The 24,043-nt window shown below is 70.6% G+C and carries 17 protein-coding genes, 1 tRNA gene and 1 pseudogene; 15 read left to right on the top strand and 4 right to left on the bottom strand.

From position 1 onward, the window contains the following. Positions 1–96: 96 nt before the first annotated feature. Both RZ84_RS38070 and RZ84_RS12515 read right to left on the bottom strand, forming a co-directional pair. A complete protein-coding gene (locus tag RZ84_RS38070; protein WP_107068108.1) occupies positions 97–1,227 on the bottom strand; it encodes a ParB/RepB/Spo0J family partition protein in 1,131 nt (376 codons plus the stop codon). Between the two features lie 9 nt (positions 1,228–1,236). Next, positions 1,237–2,502 carry a DegT/DnrJ/EryC1/StrS family aminotransferase gene (locus tag RZ84_RS12515; protein WP_043264386.1) on the bottom strand — a complete coding sequence of 422 codons (1,266 nt, stop codon included), beginning with the start codon at positions 2,500–2,502 and terminating at the stop codon, positions 1,237–1,239. Positions 2,503–2,868: 366 nt separating this feature from the next. On the opposite strand from RZ84_RS12515, the gene RZ84_RS41005 reads away from it, so the two are divergent. The 11 genes and pseudogenes from RZ84_RS41005 (at position 2,869) to RZ84_RS12470 (ending at position 15,054) form a co-directional block, all read left to right on the top strand. After that, positions 2,869–3,252 (top strand): hypothetical protein, encoded by a 384-nt coding sequence (locus tag RZ84_RS41005; protein WP_241777677.1) that lies wholly within the window; start codon positions 2,869–2,871, stop codon positions 3,250–3,252. A 23-nt stretch (positions 3,253–3,275) separates the two neighbouring features. Further along, positions 3,276–3,440: pseudogene (locus tag RZ84_RS41000) on the top strand (IS110 family transposase); the annotation flags it as partial. A 1,146-nt stretch (positions 3,441–4,586) separates the two neighbouring features. Next, a complete protein-coding gene (locus RZ84_RS12505) occupies positions 4,587–5,171 on the top strand; it encodes an LURP-one-related family protein (protein ID WP_043264385.1) in 585 nt (194 codons plus the stop codon). A 194-nt stretch (positions 5,172–5,365) separates the two neighbouring features. Continuing rightward, on the top strand, positions 5,366–5,548 hold the full coding sequence (locus RZ84_RS12500) for a hypothetical protein (RefSeq protein WP_043264384.1): 183 nt from the start codon (positions 5,366–5,368) through the stop codon (positions 5,546–5,548). 89 nt (positions 5,549–5,637) lie between these two features. Beyond that, positions 5,638–6,891 (top strand): lanthionine synthetase LanC family protein, encoded by a 1,254-nt coding sequence (locus RZ84_RS12495; RefSeq protein WP_052229906.1) that lies wholly within the window; start codon positions 5,638–5,640, stop codon positions 6,889–6,891. Next, a complete protein-coding gene (locus RZ84_RS12490) occupies positions 6,888–10,094 on the top strand; it encodes a lantibiotic dehydratase (protein ID WP_078893717.1) in 3,207 nt (1,068 codons plus the stop codon). The genes RZ84_RS12495 and RZ84_RS12490 overlap by 4 nt, the downstream gene beginning before the upstream one ends. After that, complete coding sequence (locus RZ84_RS12485; protein ID WP_241777676.1) at positions 10,087–11,934, top strand: ABC transporter ATP-binding protein; 1,848 nt, start codon at positions 10,087–10,089, stop codon at positions 11,932–11,934. Before RZ84_RS12490 ends, RZ84_RS12485 begins: the two co-directional genes overlap by 8 nt. Before the next feature lie 20 nt (positions 11,935–11,954). Then, positions 11,955–12,983: an LLM class flavin-dependent oxidoreductase gene (locus RZ84_RS12480; protein ID WP_063772751.1), complete on the top strand. Its 1,029-nt coding sequence runs from the start codon at positions 11,955–11,957 to the stop codon at positions 12,981–12,983. Between the two features lie 16 nt (positions 12,984–12,999). Beyond that, positions 13,000–13,401 (top strand): hypothetical protein, encoded by a 402-nt coding sequence (locus RZ84_RS38870; protein ID WP_157878803.1) that lies wholly within the window; start codon positions 13,000–13,002, stop codon positions 13,399–13,401. A gap of 132 nt (positions 13,402–13,533) precedes the next feature. Next, positions 13,534–14,211, top strand: a complete 678-nt coding sequence (locus tag RZ84_RS12475; protein WP_043269733.1) for a response regulator — start codon at positions 13,534–13,536, stop codon at positions 14,209–14,211. Between the two features lie 78 nt (positions 14,212–14,289). Further along, complete coding sequence (locus RZ84_RS12470; RefSeq protein ID WP_043264382.1) at positions 14,290–15,054, top strand: class I SAM-dependent methyltransferase; 765 nt, start codon at positions 14,290–14,292, stop codon at positions 15,052–15,054. Here the strand turns inward: RZ84_RS12470 and RZ84_RS12465 are convergent. Next, positions 15,009–16,253: a sensor histidine kinase gene (locus RZ84_RS12465; RefSeq protein WP_052229905.1), complete on the bottom strand. Its 1,245-nt coding sequence runs from the start codon at positions 16,251–16,253 to the stop codon at positions 15,009–15,011. The genes RZ84_RS12470 and RZ84_RS12465 overlap by 46 nt on opposite strands. A gap of 778 nt (positions 16,254–17,031) precedes the next feature. Further along, positions 17,032–17,104, bottom strand: a tRNA-Arg gene (locus RZ84_RS12460). Between the two features lie 303 nt (positions 17,105–17,407). Here RZ84_RS12460 and RZ84_RS12455 point away from each other — a divergent pair. From RZ84_RS12455 to RZ84_RS12440, 4 genes are all read left to right on the top strand, one after another. Continuing rightward, a complete protein-coding gene (locus tag RZ84_RS12455; protein WP_198539976.1) occupies positions 17,408–19,201 on the top strand; it encodes a dynamin family protein in 1,794 nt (597 codons plus the stop codon). Next, positions 19,198–21,288, top strand: coding sequence for a YfjP family GTPase (locus tag RZ84_RS12450; RefSeq protein ID WP_347232748.1), 2,091 nt, complete (start codon positions 19,198–19,200; stop codon positions 21,286–21,288). The genes RZ84_RS12455 and RZ84_RS12450 overlap by 4 nt, the downstream gene beginning before the upstream one ends. 359 nt (positions 21,289–21,647) lie before the next feature. After that, positions 21,648–22,226 (top strand): single-stranded DNA-binding protein, encoded by a 579-nt coding sequence (locus RZ84_RS12445; RefSeq protein ID WP_078893715.1) that lies wholly within the window; start codon positions 21,648–21,650, stop codon positions 22,224–22,226. 241 nt (positions 22,227–22,467) lie between these two features. Then, positions 22,468–23,850, top strand: coding sequence for a Cys-Gln thioester bond-forming surface protein (locus RZ84_RS12440; protein WP_198540139.1), 1,383 nt, complete (start codon positions 22,468–22,470; stop codon positions 23,848–23,850). The last annotated feature ends 193 nt before the right edge of the window (positions 23,851–24,043 follow it).

The following is a 24,043-nucleotide window of genomic DNA, read 5'->3' as shown; positions in this document are numbered from 1 at the left end:
CCTCCAACTTCGACGTCTTCCGGGGTACTCCGGGCTACGAGAGCGCCCTGCGATACCGGCGTACGAGGGCGCCCGGGGCGGGGCCGGCCTTCGGGTTCAGCGTTCCGGGGCGCGTCCGGCCATCTCGCGCGCGAACTCCTGCCAGATGCGTGCGCACTCGCCCGCGATGTCGGCCACCGCCCGCGCGCAGTGCGGCGGGACCCCGCCGACGAATGCCTGCCAATGGGCGAGCGGGATCTCGTGGGAGCTGAGCATCCGCAGCAGCGCGCGCCCCATGTCGGTCGAGCGCAGCGCCGGGTCCTGCTTCAGGGCTCGCAGCCGCTCCGGCAACGGCGGACGCCGCTCACCCGGGCCGGCACCCCGGCGCAGCGGCCCCGGGCGGTCATCCCCGGCACCGTCACCGACACCACCGACTTCGCCGGAGCCGCCGCTGCCCCCCGCCCCGTCCTCGATACGCCGTGAGACGACCGGGGTGCGGGGAGCGGCGCCGGCTGTCCGGTGCGCTCCGCCGCGCGGCGCGGGCACCGGATCCTGACCGTTCTCCAGCCGTTTGCGGACGTCCTGGGCGGTGCCCAGGGAGATCCCCGCGGAACTGGCGATCTCCCGTAGGGAGGCGTGCGGCCGCTCGCTGATCAACTTGCTGGCGTACAGCCGACCTTCGGCCACGCTCGCCGGGTGCGTACGGCCGTCCCGGCCCATCCTGCCCACCTCGTTCAGCCGAGGATCTTCCTCGGCTGAACGCCGCCGGATGACGCCCACGGTCTTCGGGGACAGCCCCGACACCGAGCCGATCGACCGGTCGGACCACACCGGGTAGGCGCGGAGTATGCGGGTGGCCGCCGCCTTGCGGTCGCCCAGTGACAGCGGGAGTCCGTGGGCGACGTTCGAGCGGACCGCCAGGACGAAGCTCTCCTCCTCCGTGCCCTCGCAGAACTCCACACGGATCTGCGTGCCGCCGCGCAGGAGTTCGGCCCGCACCCGGTGCATCCCGTCGAGTACGCGCATCGTCGGCCGGTGAACCAGGACAGGCGGCAGCAGCGAGGGGTCCAGCATGGCCAGCGCCCTGACGTGTTCCGGATCCTGGCCGCTGCTGCGCAGCGGGCGGGAGAGGTCCAGGGCACTGATCGGCACGGTTACGGCCCGGCCCCGCCGCACGGCACCGGGGCCGGGGGCGGCCTCCGGTGCCGGTAACGCCGTCTCGACGGTCATCCCACCACTCACGTTCATCCGTGGACGTCAGCCGGCCGCCAGCGCGGCGGGCCGTCCGGCCGTACCGCCCGCCACGGCCTGGACCTCGGCCAGCGACTCGTCCAGCGCCTCGACGAGGTAGTCCAGCTGCGAAGGCCGCAGCCCCGGATGGCAGGGGAGGTTGAGGTGCTGGTCGAACCACATGCTCTCGGCGACCGGGCACTCACCACGGCCGTGGCCGCGGTGCCGCCACTCCGGGGTCAGGTGCAGCGGGAAGTAGCGCAGCTGGATCTCCACCCCCCGCCGGTCCAGGGCCAGCAGCAGCTGGTCGCGCAGACCGCGGCTCTCCGCGAAGCAGGTGTAGAGGTGATAGGCGTGGCCGCTGTGCGCGGGTGCCTGCTGGGGACGTACGAACGGATAGCGGTCCAGCACCCCGTCGAGCCGGGCCGCGATCGAGCGCCGGGCCTTCTGAAGGGTGTCCAGCCTGCCGAGTTGCGCCAGGCCGACGGCCGCCGCGGCCTCGGACATCGTGGCGTTGGTGCCGGCCCGCCGGATCCGGGTGACCCGGCTGCTGTAGACCGCGGCGGAGTACTTCATCCACGGCAGCACCAGCGGCTCGTCGGGATCGATCCGCTCCTCCGGCTCGATCTGCGCGTCGACGTCGTTGCCACGTAACCGCTCCAGACGCACGGCCCAGTCGTCACGGTCGAACGTGACCATGCCCCCCTCGCCGAGCGTGGTGATGTTCTTGGCGTTCTGAAAGCTGAAACAGCCGATGTCGGCGAGCGAACCCGGCCTGCGTCCACGGTAGTCGGCGCCGAGCGCGTGCGCGCAGTCCTCGACGACGAGGATGCCGTGACGGCGGGCGGTCGCCATGATCTCGTCCATCTCGGCCGGGCAGCCGCCGTAGTGCACCAGCAGCAGCGCCTTGGTACGCGGGGTGATCAGCGCCTCGACCGCGGTCGGGTCGATGTTGAGCGTCGTCGGATCGATGTCACAGAAACGGACCGTCACCTCGCGGTCCAGCAACGGCATGACGGTGGCCTGATAGGTCTGGGGGGTGGCGATGACCTCGTCGCCGGGCCGCAGGTCGAGGAGCTGGATGGCCAGTTCCAGCGAGACGGTTCCACTGGTCGTCGTCATCGCGTACCGGCTGCCGACCAGCTGGGCGAACGCCCGCTCGAACCGGTCGCGCCAGGTACCCATCGACAGCGGGGCATCGCCCTGCACCAGTTCGGCGAGCGCCCTGACCTCGACCTCGCCCAGTACACTGCCCCGTTTCGCACAGGGCACTACGTAGCTCCTGTCCAACATGCGTCCCATCAAAGCCGGACCGCCCGAACGGTGTAAGGGCCGACAGCGGTCAGCTTGGTCAGGACGCGGTCAGAATGGTCAGACCCACTGGTGACGACACCCGCGCCGCTCAGCGACTGCCGGCTTCGCCCATGTTCACGCCTGGTGAGCAGGGCCGCGGGCCCGCTGGGTCGCTGGGGCCGTTCCGGGACACACGGCTGCCGAAGCGGGCGGCGGTAGCCGGGCCGATCTGAACGCCGACCGCGCCCGCCGGATCAACCGTCTTCGTGGTCAACTCGCCAGCATTTTCCCCGCGTTGGAGCGGAGCTTGGACCTGGGAAACGTCGGCCCGCTCATCCTGCTGACCGGCTACCAGACCCCAGCCGCTTGCGCCGCACCGGCCGCAAGCGGCTGGAGACCTGGCTGCGCAACCGCCACGTCCGCAGCCTTGATGCCCTCGCTACAGCCGCCCTGGAAGCAGCCGAGCGCCAGCACACCGCCGTCTCCGGGGAGAAGATCACCGCGCAAGTGGTCTACACCCTCGCGAAGGAGGTGATGGGCCTCAACGAGCAGATGACCGAGATCGACAAGCTCATTGCGGCCCGGTTTTGCGACCATGAACTCGCCGAAGTGATCTCCAGCATGCCCGGCATCGGCCCGCTGCTGGGCGCCGAATTCCTCGCCACCGCCGGCGACATGAGCCGCGACGGCATCGCCGCCCCAGGCGCTACCACCGCGGCCTGCAACGTGTCTTCCATACCTCCGCGCTGATCAGTATCCGCAGCCGCGACGCGTCGCGGCGCTTCTACGAACGCAAGCGCGCCGAAGGCAAGCGGCACACCCAAGCCGTCCTCGCGCTGGCCCGGCGAAGAGCCAACGTTCTGTGGGCCTTGATACGTGACGGACGGTGCTTCCAGGGCGAACTCTCTGTCACGAACGCAGCTTGGCAACAGCATTAGGAGGTGTGATGTTCCCGGTCGGTCTTCTGTCGGCCGGCTACGTCAGTTGCTCCAAGAAGCATCGCCGCACCGTCGGTCACGAACTCCCGCCACATGACGGCCCATCAGTTCACTGCACTCAGAAACGGGCTCCTGACCAGCAGGGTTAGCTTCCACAGTCGACAAACGGTCGTTGCTCAACCCGACGCAGACCGGGACCTGCTCGGCTGGGTGTGGCGTCGTCCTCGCGGTGGACAACGGCTCATGCGTTCTTCGCCGCGATCCACTACGCCGAGCCTCGGCCGGAAGAAGTGGTCGCATTGCGCGTCCAGGACGTCCGCCTGCCCGATGAGAACGCCGCGGACCAGTGGGGCGAGATGCTGCTCCACACCGCACAGCCGGAAGTCGGCAAGCAGTGGACCGACACCGGAAGCATCCACGGAAAGCGGGGACTCAAGGGAAGAGCGCCGGACGACGCGGGCAACAGCGTGCCGGTGCTGCTGACGACGTACGCCCGGTGCATCTCCGGGCAGCTCAAGGACCTCCAGAAACGCATCGAGGCCGGGGACCATCTTCCCGACCCCTCGGCGGAGGGTCGACCAGGCCCCGAGGAACTTCGCCACGTATTTGCCGCGGCCGCCCGCAGAAACCCGGTGACAGCCGGACAGCGCCGGACCCTCCCCGCGACCATCAGAGGAGGGTCCGGCGCTTTTCTGCGAGTGGCCACACGCGCTCTGACCAGCAAACAGACCCTCCCAACGGGAGGGTCTGTTCGGGCGCCCCCGGCGGGAGCCGCGGACAAGGGCTGGTCGTGCCGCAGCCCCTGTGAGCTGCGGAGATTCGCTTGTCGTGACGATGTCGGCGCTTCTGCCGAAGACGCGAGTCGGTTGAAGTGGCGATCACGCTTCTCTGGCGCTTCACACGCTGCGCAGGTTCTGGTCCTCGGCCAGATGGTTGTCCGGCTGAAGGGGTAGACGGCCGACGCTTGGCCACAGGTTCTGGTCTCGATGCTTTCGTGGAATGCCCGCCCCTTCTGGAATGCCCGCTCCGCTGGGGAAGCCCAGCGAGACGGGTAGCCACCCGGCCCCCGTACCCCTCCGGTTGGAGGGGGCCTGTTCCGCCTTGAGGTGCACGAGAGTACGTTCTGCCGATGCTTACGGTTCCGGCATGTGGCAGCTCAACGAATTTCTCATGACACAGAAGATCACCCCGCTCGTGTACCGGTACGTGTTCACGCTTCCGGAAAGCGGTGAGGTCGTCGCCTTCGCGGAGCAGAAGCGGTTCGCGTTGCAAGAGGAGCTGACCTTGTGGACCGGTGAGGATCGTTCCCGGGAACTCGGCGGATTCAAGGCGCGGGAGGCGATCGACCTCGGGGCCACGTACGACGTGACGGGGCATGGCGGGGATCTCATCGGCAGCTTCCGCAAGGATTTCAAGGCGTCTTTTCTGCGGTCCACTTGGCATCTGACACAGGGGGACCAGGCCGCCGCCGTCGGCAAGGAGCGGCGTGTCAGTGTGGCGCTCGCGCGACGGGTGTGGGACCTCGCCGATCTCGTCGTGCCGGTCATCACGTTGCCGCCTGTGCCGTTCGTCTACCACTTCGACTTCGTCCGGGACGGGCAGCCTGTCCTGGCGGTCGAGCGGAAGTGGGGGATACGGGACCGGTACATCATCCGTGTCCAGGATCCGGGACTGGACCGGACTCTCGCGCTCTGCATGGCAGTTGGGCTGGACGCCCTGCAGGGGCGCTGACGGCCGGGACCCGGACAGCCGGGCGGACCGCCCCTCCACATGGCGGGGGAAGAATTGGAAGGTCGGCGGGTTCAAGAGTGCCCTCAGTCTCATTAAATTCATCCCCTGGCCGCTTCAGGAACCTCTTTGGAAGTCCCTTCCTTGTTTCCTTGGTGGGCGGTCGGTTTTACGAAATGAAAGGTGCTGTTAAATTCATGGACGAGTTCGACCTTGACGCTCGCGTGATCGTTTCCGCCGACCCGGCTCAGACGTCGCTTTCCCCGGTTGCCAGCGTTGCCTCGCGCGTCGCCAGCAAGTGGGCCATCAAGCAGACCATCCGGAAGACGATCAAGATGACGGCTGCCTGCGCCGCCGTCCGCACGAACGGCAAGTGCTGACCGCACTGCCCGATCGCGTCTGATCACCATGGTGGGGTCCTCCGGCAGGTATCGGAGGGCCCCCTCCGGAGAGCCTGCAGAGCCCGCACATGCACCCCAGTCCCCTCCTGTCGACCGGACTTGCCGCGCGCGCGAACGCCGTCGCGAGCTTGATCCGGGAACGCCTCGACAGCCCCGCAAGCGCCGATGCGCACGCTGCACATGCCGTCGGGCAGAGCGACGTGTCCTTCTGGAACGGCGCTTCCCTCAGCGAGGGGCATGCCGGGCTGGCGCTCCTCCACCTCCACGCCGCCCACACCGCGGAGAGGGGTGAGGAAGGGAAGCGGTCGCGCGACCGGGCCTTCTCCTTCGTACGCGCTGCCTTTGCCGCCACCCAAGAGAATGCGCTCACGCATCCAGGGCTCTTCGACGGCACGGCCGGCCTCGCCTTCGTGCTACGCGCGGTCTCGGACGACGAGCCCCGTTTTCTGCCCAGCCTTGCCGCGCTGGACGAACAGCTGTCCCGGCAAGTCCTGGCCATGGAGCTGCCCCGCCATCCCGGTGTCGTCGCCGATCACCACTACGACCTCGTCTATGGATGCGCGGGCATCCTTGCCCACCTGTGTCACGTCCGCCCCGCGAGCCCGCTCGTCGAGCAGGCACTTCAGCGGTGCCTCCGGTACCTCCTGTGGGTCGGCGCCGATCGGCGGTGGGCCGTCGAAGGGCGTCTCGACACCGGCATGTCCCACGGCGCAGCAGGCATCGCCGCCGCCCTCGCCACGGCCTGGCGGCACGGTCACCGGCTGCCCGGACAACGCCTCGTCCTGGACCAGCTCGTGGCGTGGCTGCTGGAGGTCGGCAGCAGTGGAGGTCGGCAGCTTCAGTGGCCGCGGTCCGTCCCTGCGACCCCGCACCTTGATGCTGGAGACGAAGCCGTACCCGCCTGGTGCCACGGGACCGGGGGAGTGGCCGCCGGGCTGCTCACCGTCGCCGGCGCGACCGGCGACCGGGCCTTGGAGACGCGGGCGTTCGCCGCGCTTGACGGGCTGCTCGACCGGGTCGCTGCCGGGGACGTGCCGCGCTCACCCACCGTGTGCCACGGCCTTGCCGGGCTCGTCGCGCTCGCCTACGAGTTCGCCGTGCGGGGCAGCGAGGGGGCTGCTCGTGGACTTGCCTGGCTTGTAGCGGATCTGCTCGATGCTGCCGAGCCCGAGCAGGCCCTCGTCTACCGCGACCGCGAGACCACCGGGCACATTGTCGACAATCCCGGGCTCCTCACCGGCGCGGCCGGTGTCGCCCTCACCCTCCGCGCCATAGCTACCGGCCATAGGCCCAGTTGGTGGCAGGTGCTCTTTCTCCGATGAACGTAATCGACAAGGACCTGACACGCTCTATGCCGCGGTACGAAGCCCTCGACTTCCCCCTCCTCCGGGCACCCGCCCTGCCGGTCGAGGTCTGGCGGGAGACGCTCGCCGACCGCGACCTCGCCCGCACCCGCGCCCGGTTGCGCGCCATGGCCGACAACCCCCATGTACGCCACGGGCTCGTCGCTGCCGGCAGCGGACTGCTCGAGGGGCTCGCCAAGGTCGAGGGCGCGGAGGGACGCGCGAGCGGCAAGGAGGTGCGGCGCGTTCACTCCCGAGCCCTGCGCTACCTCACCCGCATGAGCACCCGCCCCACCCCCTTCGGGGCCTTTGCCGGTGTCGCACTCGGCTCCTTCGGCGCGACCACCACCGCCCGGCTCGGCGATGTCCCCCTCGTGTCCGCTCGTGTGCGGGCCGACATGGGTTGGCTGCTCGCTCTGGTGAAGAGCCTGGAGGGCGAGCCGGAGGTGCTCGGGCGGCTCAGCGTGTCCATGAACGCCATGGCGTATCGGGTGGGTGACCGTCTCGTCCTGCCTGCTTCGGATGTGCACGGCAACTCCGATCGGCGGTCGGTGCGGGTACGGCACACCACGCCGCTCAGCCGTATCCGGCGCCTCGCCCCGGCCGCCGCGCCCGTCCCTTATGCCGATGTGGTCGCCGAACTGACCGACCGGTTCCCGGATGTCGGGCATGAGCGGATCTCCGCGTTCGTCACCGAACTGGTCGGCCTGGGGCTGCTCGTCACCGACCTGCGGCCGCCCGTTACGGAGCCCCGCCCGGAGGCGTACGTCCTCGACCGGCTCACTGCCGCCGGGGTGGAGCACCCCGCCGTTGCCGGCCTGCGCGAGGTCGTCGACCTGACCCGGACCGCCGCCCACGACGACACGGGCGCGCTCGAAAAGCTGCGTCTCACCCAGCGCACCCTCGTCCCCGGGTACCGGCACCAGCCCTTCCAGATCGACTCCGCGCTCGGCCTTGCCGATACAGCCATCAACCGCCAGGTTGCCGAGGAGGTCGCCGACGCCGTCGGCTGCCTGGCCCGGCTGAGCCAGGCGGCGCCCAGCGGATACGACCACCTCGCGCCGTATCACGAGGCGTTCATGGAGCGGTACGGAACCGACGCGCTCGTCCCCGTCCTCGAACTCCTCAGCGCCGAGCGCGGCCTCGACGCCCCCAACAGCTACCTCAATCCACCTCGTGCCATGGTCATGCACCAGACCGGAAGCGAAGGAGACCCGCAGACCGCGCGGGCCCTGGTCGCCCTGGCCTCCGAGGCGTGGCGGTGCGGTGCCGACGAGGTCGAGCTGAGCGATGAGGTGCTGCGCAGGCTCGTCCCCACAAACGAGGGTGAGAGCCGGCTCACGTGCCCCGGCGTCGACGCGTACGTCCAGATCGCCGCATCCAGCCCCCGTGCTATCGACGACGGCAACTGGCGTGCCGTGCTCAACAGCGACGGGCTCGGGGAAGGCGGACGCACCTTCGGACGGTTCTTCCATCTCCTTGAACCCTCCGCTACGGAACGCCTCCGCTCCTACGCCCGTGCCCGGGAAGACCTGGAGCCCGACGTCGTCGTCGCCGAGCTGGCGTATCTCCCCGGCAACGGGCGCGGCGCCAACGTGGCGATACGGCCCGCCGTCCACGGATGCGAGATTCCCGTCAACGTCGCGCCCTCCGCCGCTCCGGACCGGATCATCGACCTCTCCGACATCCATGTGGGCGCCACCGATGATGGTCTGCGGCTCTACTCGGCACGGCTCGGGCGCGAGCTGGTGGTCGTCCAGAACCACATGCTCAGCCCGCTCGGCGCCCCCAACGTCTGCCGCTTCCTGCTTGAGGTTTCGCGAGCCCGGTATGCGATCCCCACCGGCTTCACCTGGGGCCCGGTCGAAGGCGCCCCGTACCTGCCGCGCGTCGTGCGTGGCAGGGTCGTCGTACGGGCTGCCGAGTGGAACCTGTACCCGGCCGGCGCCCGGGCCCCGCTGGACACCGCTCCCGTCCCGGTACCGCGCACGGCCGCGGAACTGACGGAGTGGCGCCGCACCTGGGCCGTCCCCCGCCACGTCTACCTGGCCGACGACGACAACCGGCTGCTCCTGGACCTCGACCACCCGGTCTGCGTGGACGAGCTACTGGCCGATCTGCGTGCGGCCGACGAGCGGGTCACGCTCCAGGAGGCGCTGCCGGATCCCGGCCAGACCTGGCTGCGCGACAGCGCCGGACGCGGACACCTGTCCGAGGTCGTCATCCCGCTCCTGGCTGCTGCCTCCCTCACCGAGGCAGCGCCGCAACCGCGGACCACTGCGGCTCGCGAGGCCGCCGCGGAGGGGATACGGCGCAAGGCCCACCCCTCCGCCCACCCCAGCTATCTGCCCGGCTCCGAGTGGTCGTACCTGAAGCTGTACGCCGCCCGTGACCTGCACGACGAGATCGCCGCAATCGAACTGGCCGGACTCATCGAGGAGATACGGGGCGCAGGCATCGACCTCGAGCGGTGGTTCTACATCCGGTATGCCGACCCCGACGCGCACCTGCGCATCAGGACCCGGACACCGGCCGGCGCCACGTCCGCCCTGGAACCGCTCCTGGACTGGGGGCGCTCCCTCGTCCAACGGGGGATCGCCGAGCGCCTCGAGGTCGCCACGTACCACCCCGAGGTGAGCCGGTACGGCGGTCCCGCCGTGTACGACCACATCGAGGAGTTGTTCGCGGCGAACAGTGCCGTCTCCGTCCAACTGCTCCGTCTTCTCTGGGACAAGGAGCCCGGACTCATGGCCGAAGCGGTCACCCTGGCCGCCGTCGACGCGCTGTACGCCCAGTGGGGCCTCGACGTCCGCGAGCGCCTTGCCGCCATGCCTCGACCTGCCGAGGACAACGGAGCCCGCGAGCAGTACAAGAAGGACCGCGACTATCTGTGCGAGCTGCTCGCACCCTGGCACCGCCGCCCGCACCTCCAGGGCCGCGCCCACCACGAGCGCCTTGCCGCAGTTCTCGCAGGCCAGGCCGACGCCGTCCGCCGAGCTTCGCAAGCCGTCGCGGAAGCGGAGGCAGCCGGAACGCTGTGGGGCACGCGGGACGCCATCCTGGCCAGCCTTGCGCACATGCAGGTGAACCGGCTGCTGCCCATGGACCGCCCCGCCGAGGACCGCTGCTACCTGGTGTGGGGGCACGTCCTGAACTGTCTGCGAGGGAGGCCCCGTGGCTGATCAGGAAGCGATGAGCCAGGCCGTGCCCGAGGAGCACCGGCGCCTCTCCCGGGACCTGCGCTACTGGTGGCTTGTCCTGCGTACGTTCTGGGGACTGAGCCCCCTGCGGGTCTCCGCGCTCGCCGTGGCCACGGCACTCACCGCCGCCGTGCCGGCCACTGGGATCTGGCTGACCGCCAAGGCCGTGCAGGCCGTCGTCGACGCCGTCATGCATGTGCCGGACGCCATGGCCCGGCTCACCTACGCCGCGGCCGGTCTTGTCGCGCTTTCGGTGGCGGAGCACGTCCTGACGTCACTCTCGCACTACCTGAACTCCCTGCTCCAGCTTGAGTTCACCGCCAAGATCGGCGAGCGGGTCATGGTCAAGGGCACCTGCATGGAGCTCAGCGCCTACGAGGACCCCGAGACGTACGACCGGCTGCAGCGCGCGCTGCGGGAGAGCGGCAGCGGTACGGCCTTCGAGGTGTTCGAGGAGATGATGCGCACGCTCACCGCGCTGGCCTCGTTGGGGCTGGTCAGCTGGGTTCTGTTCTCCTGGAACGTCTGGATCGCCCTGGCCATCCTGCTGGCGCCGTTGCCCGCGCTCGCCGCGCACGTCGTGTTCAGCAAGCAGGGCTACGCGATCGAGTACCACCGCGCGCAGGACCGGCGCCGTGCCTTCTACTACCAGGACCTGACGACGACAGACTCCTCCTACAAGGAGGTGAAGCTGTACCAGCTCGGCCCTTACCTGGTAGGCCGCTACCGGTCGCTCGTGCAGGAGTTCTTCCGCGTCGACCGGGCGCTGGCACGCCGCAGGCACGGCTGGTCGGCAGCGCTCGGCCTGGTCAGCGTGGGCTGCTCGGCGGGCGCACTGGTCTTCGCGCTCAGATCCACGGCGGAGAACGGGCAACTCGGGGAGCTGGCCGGGTACCTGCAGGCGCTGGGAGCGGTGCACGCGGCGGCGACCGGGCTGCTCCTCGGCGTGGCCACCCTGTACCAGAACACGCTGTTCACGGGGAACCTCTTCGACTATCTAACGCTGCCCGAGGGGCGCATCACGGGCGGCACCCGGCCGTTCCCGCGGCGTCTCACGCACGGCATCGAGTTCCAGGACGTCACCTTCCGATACCCCGGCACCACGACCACCGCCCTCGACCGGTTCAGCTGCTTCATCCCCGCCGACACCTGCTGCGCGATCGTCGGCGCGAACGGCGCGGGCAAGAGCACCATCGTCAAACTGCTCTCCCGCCTCTACGAGCCGACCAGCGGCCGCATCCTCATCGACGGCGTGCCCATCGAGGAATACGACACCGACAACCTCCAGCGGAACATCGGAGTCGTCTTCCAGGACTTCATCCGCTACGAGATGCCCGTGCGGCACAACATCGGCTTCGGCCGCCTCGAACACCTCGACGACGATGCCCGCATCCGCACAGCAGCCGAGTCCAGCGGTGCCGCCGAGTTCATCGACCGTCTCGCGAACACATACGACAGCACGCTGGGGCGGCACTTCGAGGGCGGACACCAGCTGTCCGGCGGTCAGTGGCAGAAGATCGCCCTGGCGCGGGCCTTCCTGCGGGACGCTCCGATCGCGATCCTTGACGAGCCGACCGCCGCGATCGACCCCGAGGCCGAGGCCGACATCTTCGGCCGGCTGCGCACGATCTGCTCCCAGGCGACATCCCTGGTGGTCTCCCACCGCTTCTCCACCGTCCGCATCGCCGACAAGATCCTGGTCGTGGAAGGCGGTTCGCTCATCGAAGAGGGCACCCATGAGGAACTGCTCGCACTCGGCGGGACGTACGCCCACCTCTTCCGACTCCAGGCCGACGCCTACCTGCCGGAGACCTCCGCATGACCGCCGCACAGGAAGCACTCATGACCCGAACACCGCCGCTGTCCCTCATGTACCCGCTCATGGCGTACGACCTGGACCACCTCACCGCCTTCGGCGAAGTCGTCCGGGAGCTGTCCCTGGAGCGGCTCTACATGGGACAGTCGGTGCTGGTCGACACCCACCAGGCCTTCGCGCATCTCGCCGGGCGCGGCATCCGCGTGCCAGTCGGCACGAGCGTGGCCCTCACTGCTCTGCGCCACCCGCTGGACGCGGCGATACAGGCCAGGTCGCTGGCCCTGCTGACCGGCACCGAAGTCGTCGCCGGTTACAGCACCGGCGACCCGGAGTTTGTCACGGCGCTGCGCGGCGCACCGTACGAAAGTCCGCGCACCGCGGTCGCCGAGTACCTGACCGTCATGCGACGGCTCCTGGACGGCGAGGTGGTGGACTTCCAGGGGCGCTACGTACGCGTGGACGAGGGGCTCCCCCAGGTGCCCCACCCTCCCGTCTCCCTCGGTGTCGGCGTGCTGCGGCCGCGCATGGCGTACACGGCGGGCCAGGTCGCCGACGTGGCGATCACTCTGCTGACGCCGGCCACCCACCTCAAGGACCAGATCGTGCCTGCTCTCGCACGCGGCGCCGCCTCCCGGGACCGGGGGTTGCCCAGGGTGACGTCGATCGTGCCGTGCGCGGTGCGCAAGCCCGGCCGGGATCCGCGGAAGCTCGCGTTCGCGGCGCACGAGCTGCATCTGGGCGGCGAGCACTACGCGGCGATGCTCCGCTCGGCGGGCCTTTGCGTGGACGTGGCCGACCCGTGGGCCGGGGCCGGCGCGCTGGTCGAGGGCGGGGTCTTCGCCTACGGCACCCCTGACGAGCTGGCGGACCGGCTCACCGGTTACGGTGAGGCGGGGGCCACGGAGATCGCGCTGAGCTGCGCGGGGGTCCTGCTGACCGAAGGGCTCGACGCCGCGCTGGCCGATGTGCGGGCCATCGTGGAGGCGATGCGGGACCGGGCCGCACCCCGGGCCGATGACGGCGCCGGGTTTGTACGAGCAGCCATCCTAAGTTGAGTTGAGGGGCAATCACATGCTTCTGGAATTCGTCCTGTTTTCCTTGATGGACACGGTGTTCTGGATAGGCGGCAAGAGTCTTGACAGAGTACGTTCAGCGCGTCGCATTGCTGCTTTCCGGCGCGGTGAACGGATCACGCTGCGCTGCCGGTTCCGCATTCGGGCGCAAGGACCCGGCATGCATTGCGGGAGAATCGTCGTGAGCTCGTCCGGGGTTGTCCTGGACGGGCCCGGACCAAGGGGATCGGCGCTTTCCGGCCCGGCCACCGCGGCAACCGGTGGTGGGCGTTTCGGAACAGCCCTGGACTGCACCGTGACAGCCGAAGACGGCTCCGCGAAGAAGATCGAACTGCTCGTCTCCACCTGGGACGCGAAGCTGGTGAAGCTCATCACGGAGAGTGTGTCCGGGCCCGCCTGATCGGCGCTGCAGAATCGGATCGAAAACGATTTCCATCGCGCTCCCTTTCTGACCCGCGATATCGAATCCCTTGCGCGGTTGATACCTTGAACGGGGTTTGACCGATTAGGGCCGCTGTGACGGGGGATGTGGATGATCCGCGTGATGATCGTCGACGACGAAATTCTGCTGCGGTCATGCATGCAGCGCATTCTGGAGAGCGAAGCGGACATCGAAGTGCCATTCGCTTGTGACGGGCGGGAGGTCCGCGAAGCTGTAGAGGCCCACCAGCCAGACGTGGTCCTGCTCGACCTGCGCATGCCGGAGGTCGACGGACTCACAGCCCTCGATTGGATCCGGGCCCACCAGGACCCGCCCGCAGTCGCCGTCCTCACGACGTTCCTGAGAGACGAGGACATCGCGGCCGCGCTGCGCTCCGGTGCGGCGGGCTTCCTGCTGAAGGACGCGACGCCGCAGGAACTCGCCGACGCGGTAAGGGTTTTGGCCTCGGGCGGAACCGTGCTGTCCCCGGCAGCAGCGCGCATCGTCGTCGACGGTTACCTTGGCACCGGCCCGCGCCACGGCGAGCGGGACCCGCGCCTGGACACGCTCACCGAGCGGGAGCACCAGGTGCTTGAACTGCTGGGAGAGGGGCTGACCAACGCGGATATCGGGCGCCGACTGCTGCTGAGCGCGTCGACGGCAAAGGAGCACGTCAGCTCGATCCTGACGAAACTGGGGCTGGCCAATCGCGTCCAGGCCGCCGTGGTGGCACACCGCGCCGCAGCGGAAGGCCACCTACGTCCGCCGGCCCCGGCCGGGACCCGCTGAGCGCCTGAACGGCGGCGGGCCGGCTTCCGACATCTCTCACCCCTGCCCGGCTACCACGCCGTTTGGAGTTGAACCACCATGGCCCTCGGCAACGCGCTCTACGACCAGAAGCTGGCGAGCGTCTACGACCGCATGTATCCGATCGACTACGACACCGCCCAGGCGGTCGAGTTCATCGCCGACCTCACGCCGCCCGGCGGGCGCATCCTGGAGCTGGGCGTCGGCACCGGTCGGATCGCGGTTCCGCTCGCCGAGCGCGGTTTTCGGGTGCACGGCATCGACGGCTCCGAGGCCATGCTGGACGAGCTGCACAAGCAGAACCCGCAGACCGCGGTGAGCACCCAGTTCGGTGACTTCACCGAAGAAGGCACGGGACGAGCCTTCGACACCGTGACCCTCCTGCTCAACACGTTCTTCGTCGCGGTCACCAAAGAACAGCAGCTCGGATGTCTGCGACGGGTCCGCGATCAGCTCGCGCCCGAGGGCCGGTTCGTCCTGGAGGCATTCGACCCGGCGCCCTACCACCACCTGGAGAAGCCGGACTTCTCGATGCGCCACCTCGACGAGCAGGCCATCATGCTGGACACGCTCTCCGTGGACCGCTCGCAACAGCTCATGCTGTCGACGCACACCATCATCGACGGCGGCGCCCCGACCACCCGTGAGCACGTACTGCGCTACGCCTTCCCCTTCGAGATCGACCTGCTGGCCGAGTTGTCCGGGCTACGGCTCGTCGAGCGTGCGGAGGACTGGTGCGGCAGCCCGTACACCTCCTCCAGCCTGCGGCACGTGTCGGTTTACGAGCGGGACCCCGACTCGCCCTGGGCAGCCGTGGCAGGCTGACGGCCCGGCGCCGGCTCCGACGCGAGGGGAGCGGTAGGTCCGAGCGGCAGCTCGGCACGTACCACGAACCCGCCGTCCGCAGTGGCCTCCGCTCGGAACGCGCCGCCGACGAGCGTGACGCGTTCCGTCAGCCCGGCGAGGCCGTAGCCGCTCGCGGGCACGTCGAGCACGGGGGCGGCCGACGGAGGGGTGCTGGGTGCCGGCTGGTTGCGGACCTCGACGACGAGGACGTCGCCACGGGCCGATGGGCGTACGGAGACGATGACCGGGGCACCGGGGGCATGCTTGCGGACGTTGGTGAGCGCTTCCTGAACCGTCCGGTAAGCGGCTCGTTCCACGGAGGGAACGATGGCGTGGGCCTCCAGAGAACCACAGTCGAGCGTCGCGTCCAGGCGGGCTTCCTCCACCAGGGTTCGCAAGTTGCGGAGCCGAGCGTCCGTTTCGTCCGCCCGGCTCGGCCCATGGCGCAGAACGCCGACGATCTCACGGAGCTCCGCCATCGCGTCGGCGCTGTGGCGGCGTATGGTCTCGGCATCCCGCCGGACGGTGTCGTCGGGGGCGGTCGCCCACAGGGCGCCGGACTGGGCGGCGATGATGCCCAGGTGGTACGAAACGCTGTCGTGCATCTCGCGGGCCATACGGGTGCGCTCCTCCGCTACGGCCCGCTCGGCCTCCAGGCGGCGGCTGTGTGCCTGCGAGGCGATGAGGTCCGCGAGCCTGGCCCGCAGCTCGGAGCGGGTGCGAAAGAGAAGCCCGAGCCCCGCGGGGCCCACGCTAAACATGAGAGCCACCTCGACCACGAACAGATGGTGGCTCCAGTCCACGGCCTCGCCCTCGAGGTCGTACCCGGACCACATGGTCGCCGCGAAGAGCGCGGCCGTCGCGACGCCGACGATGGGACGGCGGGCGGTCCTGGACGCCACCGTGAACATGGCGATCATGGGAGCCAGCCACATGTGGCCCGTGGCCATGGACGGCAAGGTGGCGAACAACACGGCCACGGGGAAGCGGCGGCGCAGCACCAGAGCGAAGAGCGACGGCGGGCAGACCATTGCCGAGACGGCGTTGAGGGCGCCGTAGAGGGTGAGCAGCTCCGCAGCGGCCGCCGCGATGACCAACCCGTCGACCGCGAGGGCGGAACGGCGGGAGGCCCGGTTGCCGCTAACACGGAAGAAGGGCCTGGGCCTGGTACTGCTCATTGGTGCTCACCGATTTCACGGGCTCGGGACATCTAGATTCACGGTTTTCGGCATGTCATTGCCTATGCCCATGCCCGCGGGCCGCCGGAAGAGCCGGGACGGTCCCGGGAACCCCGAAGATCTTCCAACCCGCATTCTAGAAGGTCGCTCAAATCCTTCAGGTTCTGGCCTCACCCAGTCCGGTGTGGGGCCAGACAGTTGTGTGTGCAGGGGGAATGGGGCGGGGAGCTGGTCGGGCCGGATGTGTGGGGGACCTGCCGGGGGCTGTTCGCGGTGGGGAGCGTGTTCGTGTGCAGCTTCCGCGACCTGATGCACACCGGTAGCGTCTGCTGCCCCGGACCAGCAGCAGTTCGGCTCAAGTGCCGCGCCTGGTCCGCCGTCCGAGCGGACCATTCTGGTCATGACTGATGAAAAGCCGAGAGGGCGGCGACCCGAACCGGCTGGCGAAGCGCTGCAGAGCTATCAAGCGTGAGCGATTCCCCGGTGCGCTCCAGCGGCTCGTTGACCACCCCGAGGGCGTACGGCAGGGAGACGGGAGCGAGTGAGCCGGCCCTTTAGAGAGCGTCGCGGTAGGACATGAACCTGCGGCTTGCCCACAGTCGTTTCACGGGGCCGGTCACGTTCGGTTGACCTGCCGTTTTTTGACGGGCAACGGGCCAAGCGAATGGCATGTACGCGATGTGCGTGCCCTATGGGCGCGCACGCCGCGACGCTGCGCTAGCCGCTCGGACCGGCTACGACCTGCGCGTTTCCGCGCAGAATCAAGCCGCAGGTTGGGCGCCCCCGGCAGGACTCGAACCTGCGGCCAAGTGCTTAGAAGGCACCTGCTCTATCCACTGAGCTACGGGGGCCGGGTGGTGGGTGTGGATCACGGACCGCGGACCAGGATAGAGGTCCGGGTACCTCGTCCCGGTTGCTTCACCTCCGTGGCACGTTGTGGAGGTTCGGTGAAGCGATCCCGATAATCGCAGGCGGGTACGAATCCTGCACGGCTTTTGCCGTCTCGCGCGGCGGGTGTTGTGCACTCGTTATGCCTGCGTCTCAGTTGTCCCGAACGTCCCGTGTGTTACTCGTCCCGTTCTGTGTGGGTTCTTGCGGCGCGCACAAGGGGTTATACGCTTCAAAAACCCATCGAAATTGGGCATTCTGCACATGTGGCGACCTTGGACGTAGGACCCCGACTGATCGACGCCCTGTCCGTTCTGCGTGACCGCGTCGACGCCGCACGCTTTCCACTGCCGCTTCGGGGCGCCGCCCGCGCCCGGTGCAACCGGGCCGAGCTGCTCGCCCAGCTCGACGACTATGTGATTCCCCGTCTTCGCGCCCCTAAGGCCCCCCTCCTCGCCGTCGTCGGCGGCTCCACCGGGGCGGGCAAGTCCACGCTGGTCAATTCGCTGGTCGGCCGGCGGGTGTCGGAGGCGGGGGTGCTGCGGCCGACGACGCGTACGCCGGTGCTGGTGTGCCATCCCGACGATCACCGGTGGTTCGCCGGGCAGCGGGTGCTGCCGGGGCTCACCCGGGTGTGGGTGCCGGAGCAGGACGGAGGGGAAGGGGGCGGGCGGGGGTCCTACGAGGGCGCCGGGAGCGGTGGCGGTGCCGGCGAGCCGGGGATGGCGACCGTGCGGATCGAGACGGACCCGGCGCTGCCCAGCGGGCTGGCGCTGCTGGACGCCCCGGACATCGACTCGCTGGTCGCCGGCAACCGGGAGCTGGCCGCCGAGCTGATCTGCGCGGCCGACGTCTGGGTGCTGGTCACCACGGCCGCCCGTTATGCCGACGCGGTGCCCTGGCATCTGCTCCGGACGGCCAAGGAGTACGACGTCACGCTGGTGACCGTGCTGGACCGGGTGCCGCACCAGATCGCCCCCGACATCTCCGCGCGGTACGCGGAACTGCTCCAGCGGGCCGGGCTCGGCCACGTTCCCCGCTTCACCATTCCCGAGCTGCCCGAATCCGCCGGCGGGGGACGCGGACTGCTGCCCGCCACCGCGGTCGCCGGGCTGCGGGAGTGGCTGGAGCGGCACGCCCAGGACCCCGTCGCCCGTACTGCCGCCGCGGACCGCACGGCGTCCGGCGCGCTCGCCTCGCTGCGCAGCCGGCTCCCTGCGCTCGCCGGGGCCGCCGCCGCGCAGCACGCCGCGGCGCTGCGGCTGGCCGGCCGGGTCGAGGAGGCGTACGAGTCGGCCGCGGAGCGGGTGCGGCGGGAGGTCGCGGCCGGGGAGGTGCTGGCCGGGGACGCGCGCGCCCACTGGCAGGAGCACCCGCGCGGCGGCCGGGCCGACGAACTGCTGGACGCGCTGACCCACGGGCTGACGGCGCTGCTGGCGTGCGCCGTCGCGGAGGCGGACGAGCGGGCCGCGGACGCCTGGCGGCGCGACCCCGCGGCGGCGGAGGTCCCGCTGGCGGCGGCGGGCGCCACCGGGGCGGACGGGCGGCTCGGGGTGGTCATCCGGCGCTGGCGGCGCTGCCTGGAGGAGCTCGCCGAGGAGGAGACCCGCGAGGCGCGCGGCGGCCAGGCCGGTGAACGGGCCGGTTCGGTGGCGGCGGAGGAGTCGGCGGCGCTGCTGGCCACCGCGCTGCTCGGCGGTCGCCGCGCCCGTACGGCGGGCGAGAACCTCGCCGACCTCCTGGGGGCGCAGACCGCGCTGCGGCTGTGCGACCGGGGCAGCCGGCTGCTGACCACGTATCTGGAGCGCGCCCTGTCCGGCGAACGGGAGCGGCGGCTGGCCCCCCTGGACGGGCTGACCGTGCCCCCGGACCAGCAGGCCGGACTGATCGCCGCGCTGTCCGTCGTGCAGAGGGAGAGAACGCAGAAGGAGAAGAAGGAGCGGAGGGAGCAGGAGGGGAAGGACGGACCTGCGGACCACGAGGGCCGGCGGGACTACCGGGATCTCGGGGATCCCCAGGACAGGGCGGTCGTGTGCGAGCGGGAGGCGGTGACGGGGTGACGGAGTCCGAGGAGCGGCGGGCGGCGGGCGGGGACGGGGCGGGGGAGGCGTGGGACGACGGGGTGATCGCGCGGCGGGTACGCGGCGGGGACGCGCGGGAGGCGGACCCCGCCGTCCCGGAGGCCCGCCCGGCGGCCGGGCCGGACGCCGCGGAGGTACCGGAAGCGATGGTTCCGGCGGACCTCCGGGAGGACGTGCTCGGCGTGGGCGGCCGGGTCGAGCGCGATACCGGGGCCGTCGGGTACAAGTGGGTGCCCGGCGGGGCGCGGCGGGTGGCGTCGGCGGGGTTGCAGCCCCGCTTGGAGGCGCTGCGCGAGCTGATCGCGCTGTCCCGGACCCGGCTGGACGGGGCGGTGCTGGGCGAGGCGGGGCGGGTCCTGGAGGCGGCCGACGAGCGCTACCGGCTGTCCGGCGAGCACACCGTGGTCGCCATCGCGGGGGCGACCGGCAGCGGCAAGTCCTCGCTCTTCAACGCGCTGGCCGGGGCGAACCGTTCGCAGGTCGGCGCCCGCCGGCCGACGACCGGTGAACCGGTGGCCTGCGTCTGGTCGGGCGGCAGGCCCGGGGCTGACGGGCTGCTGGAGCGGCTGGGGGTTCCGGCGCACCGCCGGCACGTCCCCGGGGAGGGCGCACCGGAACTGCGCGGCCTGGTGCTGCTCGACCTTCCCGACCATGACTCCGCGGACACCGCGAACCGCGAACAGGTCGACCGGATGCTGGAGTTGGTGGACGCGGTGATCTGGGTGGTGGACCCGGAGAAATACGCGGACGCGGTGCTGCACGAGCGGTATCTGCGGCCCCTGGCGGGCTACGCCGAGGTCACGTTCGTGGTGCTCAACCAGGTGGACCGGCTGCCCGGGGACGCCGCCGACCAGGTCGTGGACGATCTGCGCCGGCTGCTGGACGAGGACGGGCTGGCCCTCGGCGAGCACGGCGAGCCCGGCGCGGCGGTGCTGGCGCTGTCCGCGGCTACCGGCGAGGGGGTGGCGGAACTACGGGAGGCCCTGGGCCAGTTCGTCGCCGAACGGGGCGCGGCGGACCGCCGGCTGACCGCCGACGTGGACGCGGCGGCCGAACGGCTGCGGTCGGTGTACGTGGCGGAGCGCCGGGTCGGGCTGACCGAACGGGCCCGCGAGGAGTTCGACGGCCGGCTGGCCGAGGCGGTGGGCGCGGCGGCCACCGGGCGCGCCGCGGAACGGGACTGGCTGCGGCACGCGGAACGGGCCTGCGGGTCGCCGTGGTCGCGGCTGCGCGGTCGTCGGCGCGCCCCGGGGAGCGGCCGGAAGCGGGGTTCCGGGCCCGGGCGGAAGGACCGGCAGAAGGATCAGCAGAAGGAGGCGGTGACCGGGGCCGGCGGACCGCGCACGGGCACGCGTACCGGCGCGGGTACCGCCACTTCGGTTCCCGCTCCTTCGGGGGCCGCCTCGGGGCGGGCGGCCGGCGGGCGCGCCGAGGCGGTACGGGGCGAGGCGGTACGGGGCGGTCCCGCTCGTGGCGGTGCCGTACGGCGTGGCCTCGCGGGGACCGGGGGTGTGCGGACCGGTGACGGCCGGGCCGCCGCGCGGCCGGTGGTGGAGCAGGCGGTGCGGGCCGTGGCGGAGGACGCCGCGCGGGGGCTGCCGACGCCCTGGGCGCAGGCGGTGCGGGAGGCGGCGGTGCGGGGCGCGGGCGGGCTGCCGGAGGCGCTGGACGCGGTGGCGGCGGGGGCCGAGGAGTCGATGCGGCAGGGGCCGGCCGTGAAGCCCCGGTGGTGGACGGTGGCGGCGGCGGTGCAGGGGCTGCTGTTCGTGCTGCAAGTGGTGGGAGTGCTCTGGCTGCTGGGGGCGGTGACGGGGGTGGTGAGCGCCGCCGGGTGGCTGCCCGGGCTGCTGCCCGCCGCCGTCGGGTCGGTGGGCGGTCCGGCGCTGACCTGGCTGTGCGGGGCGGTGGCGCGCGGTCCGGCCAGGCGGTACGGGCAGGAGGCCGAGCGGCGGCTGCGGAGCGCGGCGGCCGGGTGCGGGCGGGCCCGGGTGCTGGAGCCGGTCGCGGCCGAACTGCTGCGGTACCGCGAGGTGCGGGAGCAGTACGCGGTGGCGTCGGGCGTGTGACGCACGGCGGGAGGGGGCGCTGCCGCGCCGGGCGCGACCTCGGCGGTCCGCCCCCTCCCGGGTGACGGAGTTGTCCACACCCGGCCCGTCGTCCACAGCCCGCAGCGGCCGAAGCCACGGCGGTGCAGCATGAGTTCAACGCAAGGCGGCGCGAGCACCACAGCGTGAGGCTCCACAGCGCGACGCGGCGCATGCGGTGCGGCGCGTCCGGAGACCCGGCAACCGGGAACCCGGCGCACCGGGACCTGAACACGACGTCTGAACACGAGAACTGACATTCGCAGTTGTGGCATCCGGAGAGAGGGCTGACGGCGGAGCCACACAGATACGCCCTACAGGGCGGACGGGGGGAACCTTCCATGAACGACACGATGGTGACGCTGGTGGGGAACGCGGCGACGGCGGTGGAGCACCGGGAGACCGCCGCGGGGGTGCCGGTGGCGCGATTCCGGATGGCGGCGACCTCGCGGCGCTGGGACAAGGCCCGGGAGTGCTGGACCGACGGGGAGACGAGTTTCTACACGGTGCGGTCCTGGCGCGCGCTCGCCGACAATGTGGCCGCGTCGGTGGCGGTGGGCGAACCCCTCGTCGTCCAGGGGAGGTTGCGGCTGCGGGAGGGTGAGCAACCGCCGGAGAAGGGGGGACAGCGGTGGTTCGCGGCGGAGATCGATGCCGTCGCCATCGGCCACGACCTCTCGCGAGGGACCGCCGCGTTCCGCCGGGTGGTAAGGGTGCGCCAGGAACCCGTGCCGTCCCAACGGCCGGTGGACGGTCCCGAGTTCAGAGAAGTTGACGCGGCATCGAAGGCGGCAACGAAGGCGGCGATGAAAGAGGTAGCGACAACCTCGACGAAATCGCCGGTGGGTGGACGGGTGGAGCCGCCGCCGAGGCCATCGGGAGAAACGGGCAATTCGCAGCAGAAAGCATCAGTAGCCTGAAAACACCCGGGGATTTATCGATAATGCCAGGTCAGGGTGCCTGTGGTCGATAACGATTGCGATTCGGATCGCTTATAGGGGGTCATTACTGGGGACGGCGATGCGCCTGCTCCATAGGATCCGACCAGTACTCACGGGGGCTGACCAGGCTGACCAGTTCGGCCGTTGAGTTCTTGGGATCTTTCCGGCGAGGCAACCTCTCCAGCCGACCGCCTCGCCCAGAGGGGAAATCATGCTTTCGATGAAAGGGCGGGGCGCAGCCCGCCTTGCCGCCGCGGTCGTGGCCTCGGGCCTCGTCGCGGCGGGTGCGATAGCCACCGCGGGGACCGCAGTGGCCGACGACACGACCACCTCGAACGGGGGCGCCACCGCGACGCTCGAAGGTCTGAAGACCTTCGACCAGGCAGTGGTGCACGGCACCGGAGGGGACCAGCGTGTGGGCGCCGGGCTCTTCGAGATGTCGGTCGACAACGGCGGCACGCTGCAGACGTACTGCATCGACATCCACAACCCGACGCAGCAGCAGGCGCGTTACCAGGAAGTGCCCTGGAGCGCCTCGTCGCTGCACGACAACGCGGACGCGGGCAAGATCCGCTGGATTCTGCAGAACTCCTACCCGCAGGTGAACGACCTGGCCGCGCTCGCCGCCAAGTCCGGTGCCGGGAGCCTCACCGAGAAGACCGCCGCGGCGGGTACCCAGGTCGCGATCTGGCGCTTCTCCGACCACGCCAAGGTCGACGCGGTCGACCCGGCGGCCGAGAAGCTCGCCGCCTACCTGGAGAAGAGCGCGCAGAACGTCGGCGAGCCCAAGGCGTCGCTCACGCTGGACCCGCCGGCCGTCTCCGGCAAGTCCGGCGGCAAGCTCGGCCCGGTCACCGTGCACACCAACGCCGACAGCGTCACGATCTCCCCCGCTGCCGACGTGCCCTCCGGCGTCAAGGTCGTGGGCAAGGACGGCAAGCCGGTCACCAGCGCCACCGACGGCAGCCAGCTGTTCTTCGACGTGCCCAAGGGGACCAAGGACGGCAGCACCTCGCTGACCGCGCAGGCCGCCACCAAGGTTCCGGTCGGCCGCGCCTTCACCGGCATCGGTGAGCACGCCAGGAGCCAGACCCAGATCCTGGCCGGGTCCAGTGAGTCCACCGTCTCCGCGGCGGCCACGGTCTCCTGGAAGAAGCAGGGCGCGATCCCGGCGATCACCGCGCGGAAGGACTGCGCCAAGGGCGGCGTGGACGTCACCGCGACCAACAAGGGCGATGAGGCGTTCCGCTTCCGGCTGGCCGGCAAGGACTACTCGGTCGCGCCGGGTGCGTCGCGGACCGTGACCGTCCCGGTGGGCGAGAAGCAGGGGTACCAGATCACGATCACGGGTGCGGGCGGCTTCAAGAAGACCTTCTCCGGTGTTCTGAACTGCAAGACCGTGGGCAACGGCGGCACGCCCTCCCCGCACCCCAGCCCGGCCTCGGTCGGCGGCACCACGGGCGGCGGCCACGGCCATGACCTCGCCGAGACCGGCTCCAGCAGCGCCACCCCGGTGATAGCCGGTGTCGCGGCCGTCCTCGTCGTGGTCGGCGGCGCGGCGGTGTTCTTCCTGCGGAAGAAGAAGTCCAACCCGTCCGCGTGACGGCCACCGCACGGCGGCCGTCGGTACAGCGGCCGTCAGCACGGTGACCGGAACGGCACCACGGGAACGGCCACACGAGAACAGCAACACCAGTAACAACGGCAACACCAGCGGCGTCGCCGTGGGTGCCGGTGCCGGCGGGGACGCCGGCACCGGTGACACGGCGGTGACGCTCGGCGACCGCACCGCTCGT

Source organism: Streptomyces sp. CT34, assembly GCF_000805335.1.
GTDB lineage: Bacteria > Actinomycetota > Actinomycetes > Streptomycetales > Streptomycetaceae > Streptomyces.
Note: the sequence above shows the minus strand (reverse complement) of the source record. Positions and strands in the feature narration are given on the sequence as shown.

What these genes read in the sequence shown, in the direction of transcription:
- RZ84_RS38070 (WP_107068108.1), bottom strand. Translation starts at nt 1,227, where the DNA reads ATGAACGTGAGTGGTGGGATGACCGTCGAGACGGCGTTACCGGCACCG.
- RZ84_RS12515 (WP_043264386.1), bottom strand. Translation starts at nt 2,502, where the DNA reads ATGTTGGACAGGAGCTACGTAGTGCCCTGTGCGAAACGGGGCAGTGTA.
- RZ84_RS12505 (WP_043264385.1), top strand. Translation starts at nt 4,587, where the DNA reads ATGTGGCAGCTCAACGAATTTCTCATGACACAGAAGATCACCCCGCTC.
- RZ84_RS12500 (WP_043264384.1), top strand. Translation starts at nt 5,366, where the DNA reads ATGGACGAGTTCGACCTTGACGCTCGCGTGATCGTTTCCGCCGACCCG.
- RZ84_RS12495 (WP_052229906.1), top strand. Translation starts at nt 5,638, where the DNA reads ATGCACCCCAGTCCCCTCCTGTCGACCGGACTTGCCGCGCGCGCGAAC.
- RZ84_RS12490 (WP_078893717.1), top strand. Translation starts at nt 6,888, where the DNA reads ATGAACGTAATCGACAAGGACCTGACACGCTCTATGCCGCGGTACGAA.
- RZ84_RS12480 (WP_063772751.1), top strand. Translation starts at nt 11,955, where the DNA reads ATGACCCGAACACCGCCGCTGTCCCTCATGTACCCGCTCATGGCGTAC.
- RZ84_RS38870 (WP_157878803.1), top strand. Translation starts at nt 13,000, where the DNA reads ATGCTTCTGGAATTCGTCCTGTTTTCCTTGATGGACACGGTGTTCTGG.
- RZ84_RS12475 (WP_043269733.1), top strand. Translation starts at nt 13,534, where the DNA reads ATGATCCGCGTGATGATCGTCGACGACGAAATTCTGCTGCGGTCATGC.
- RZ84_RS12470 (WP_043264382.1), top strand. Translation starts at nt 14,290, where the DNA reads ATGGCCCTCGGCAACGCGCTCTACGACCAGAAGCTGGCGAGCGTCTAC.
- RZ84_RS12465 (WP_052229905.1), bottom strand. Translation starts at nt 16,253, where the DNA reads ATGAGCAGTACCAGGCCCAGGCCCTTCTTCCGTGTTAGCGGCAACCGG.
- RZ84_RS12445 (WP_078893715.1), top strand. Translation starts at nt 21,648, where the DNA reads ATGAACGACACGATGGTGACGCTGGTGGGGAACGCGGCGACGGCGGTG.
- RZ84_RS12440 (WP_198540139.1), top strand. Translation starts at nt 22,468, where the DNA reads ATGAAAGGGCGGGGCGCAGCCCGCCTTGCCGCCGCGGTCGTGGCCTCG.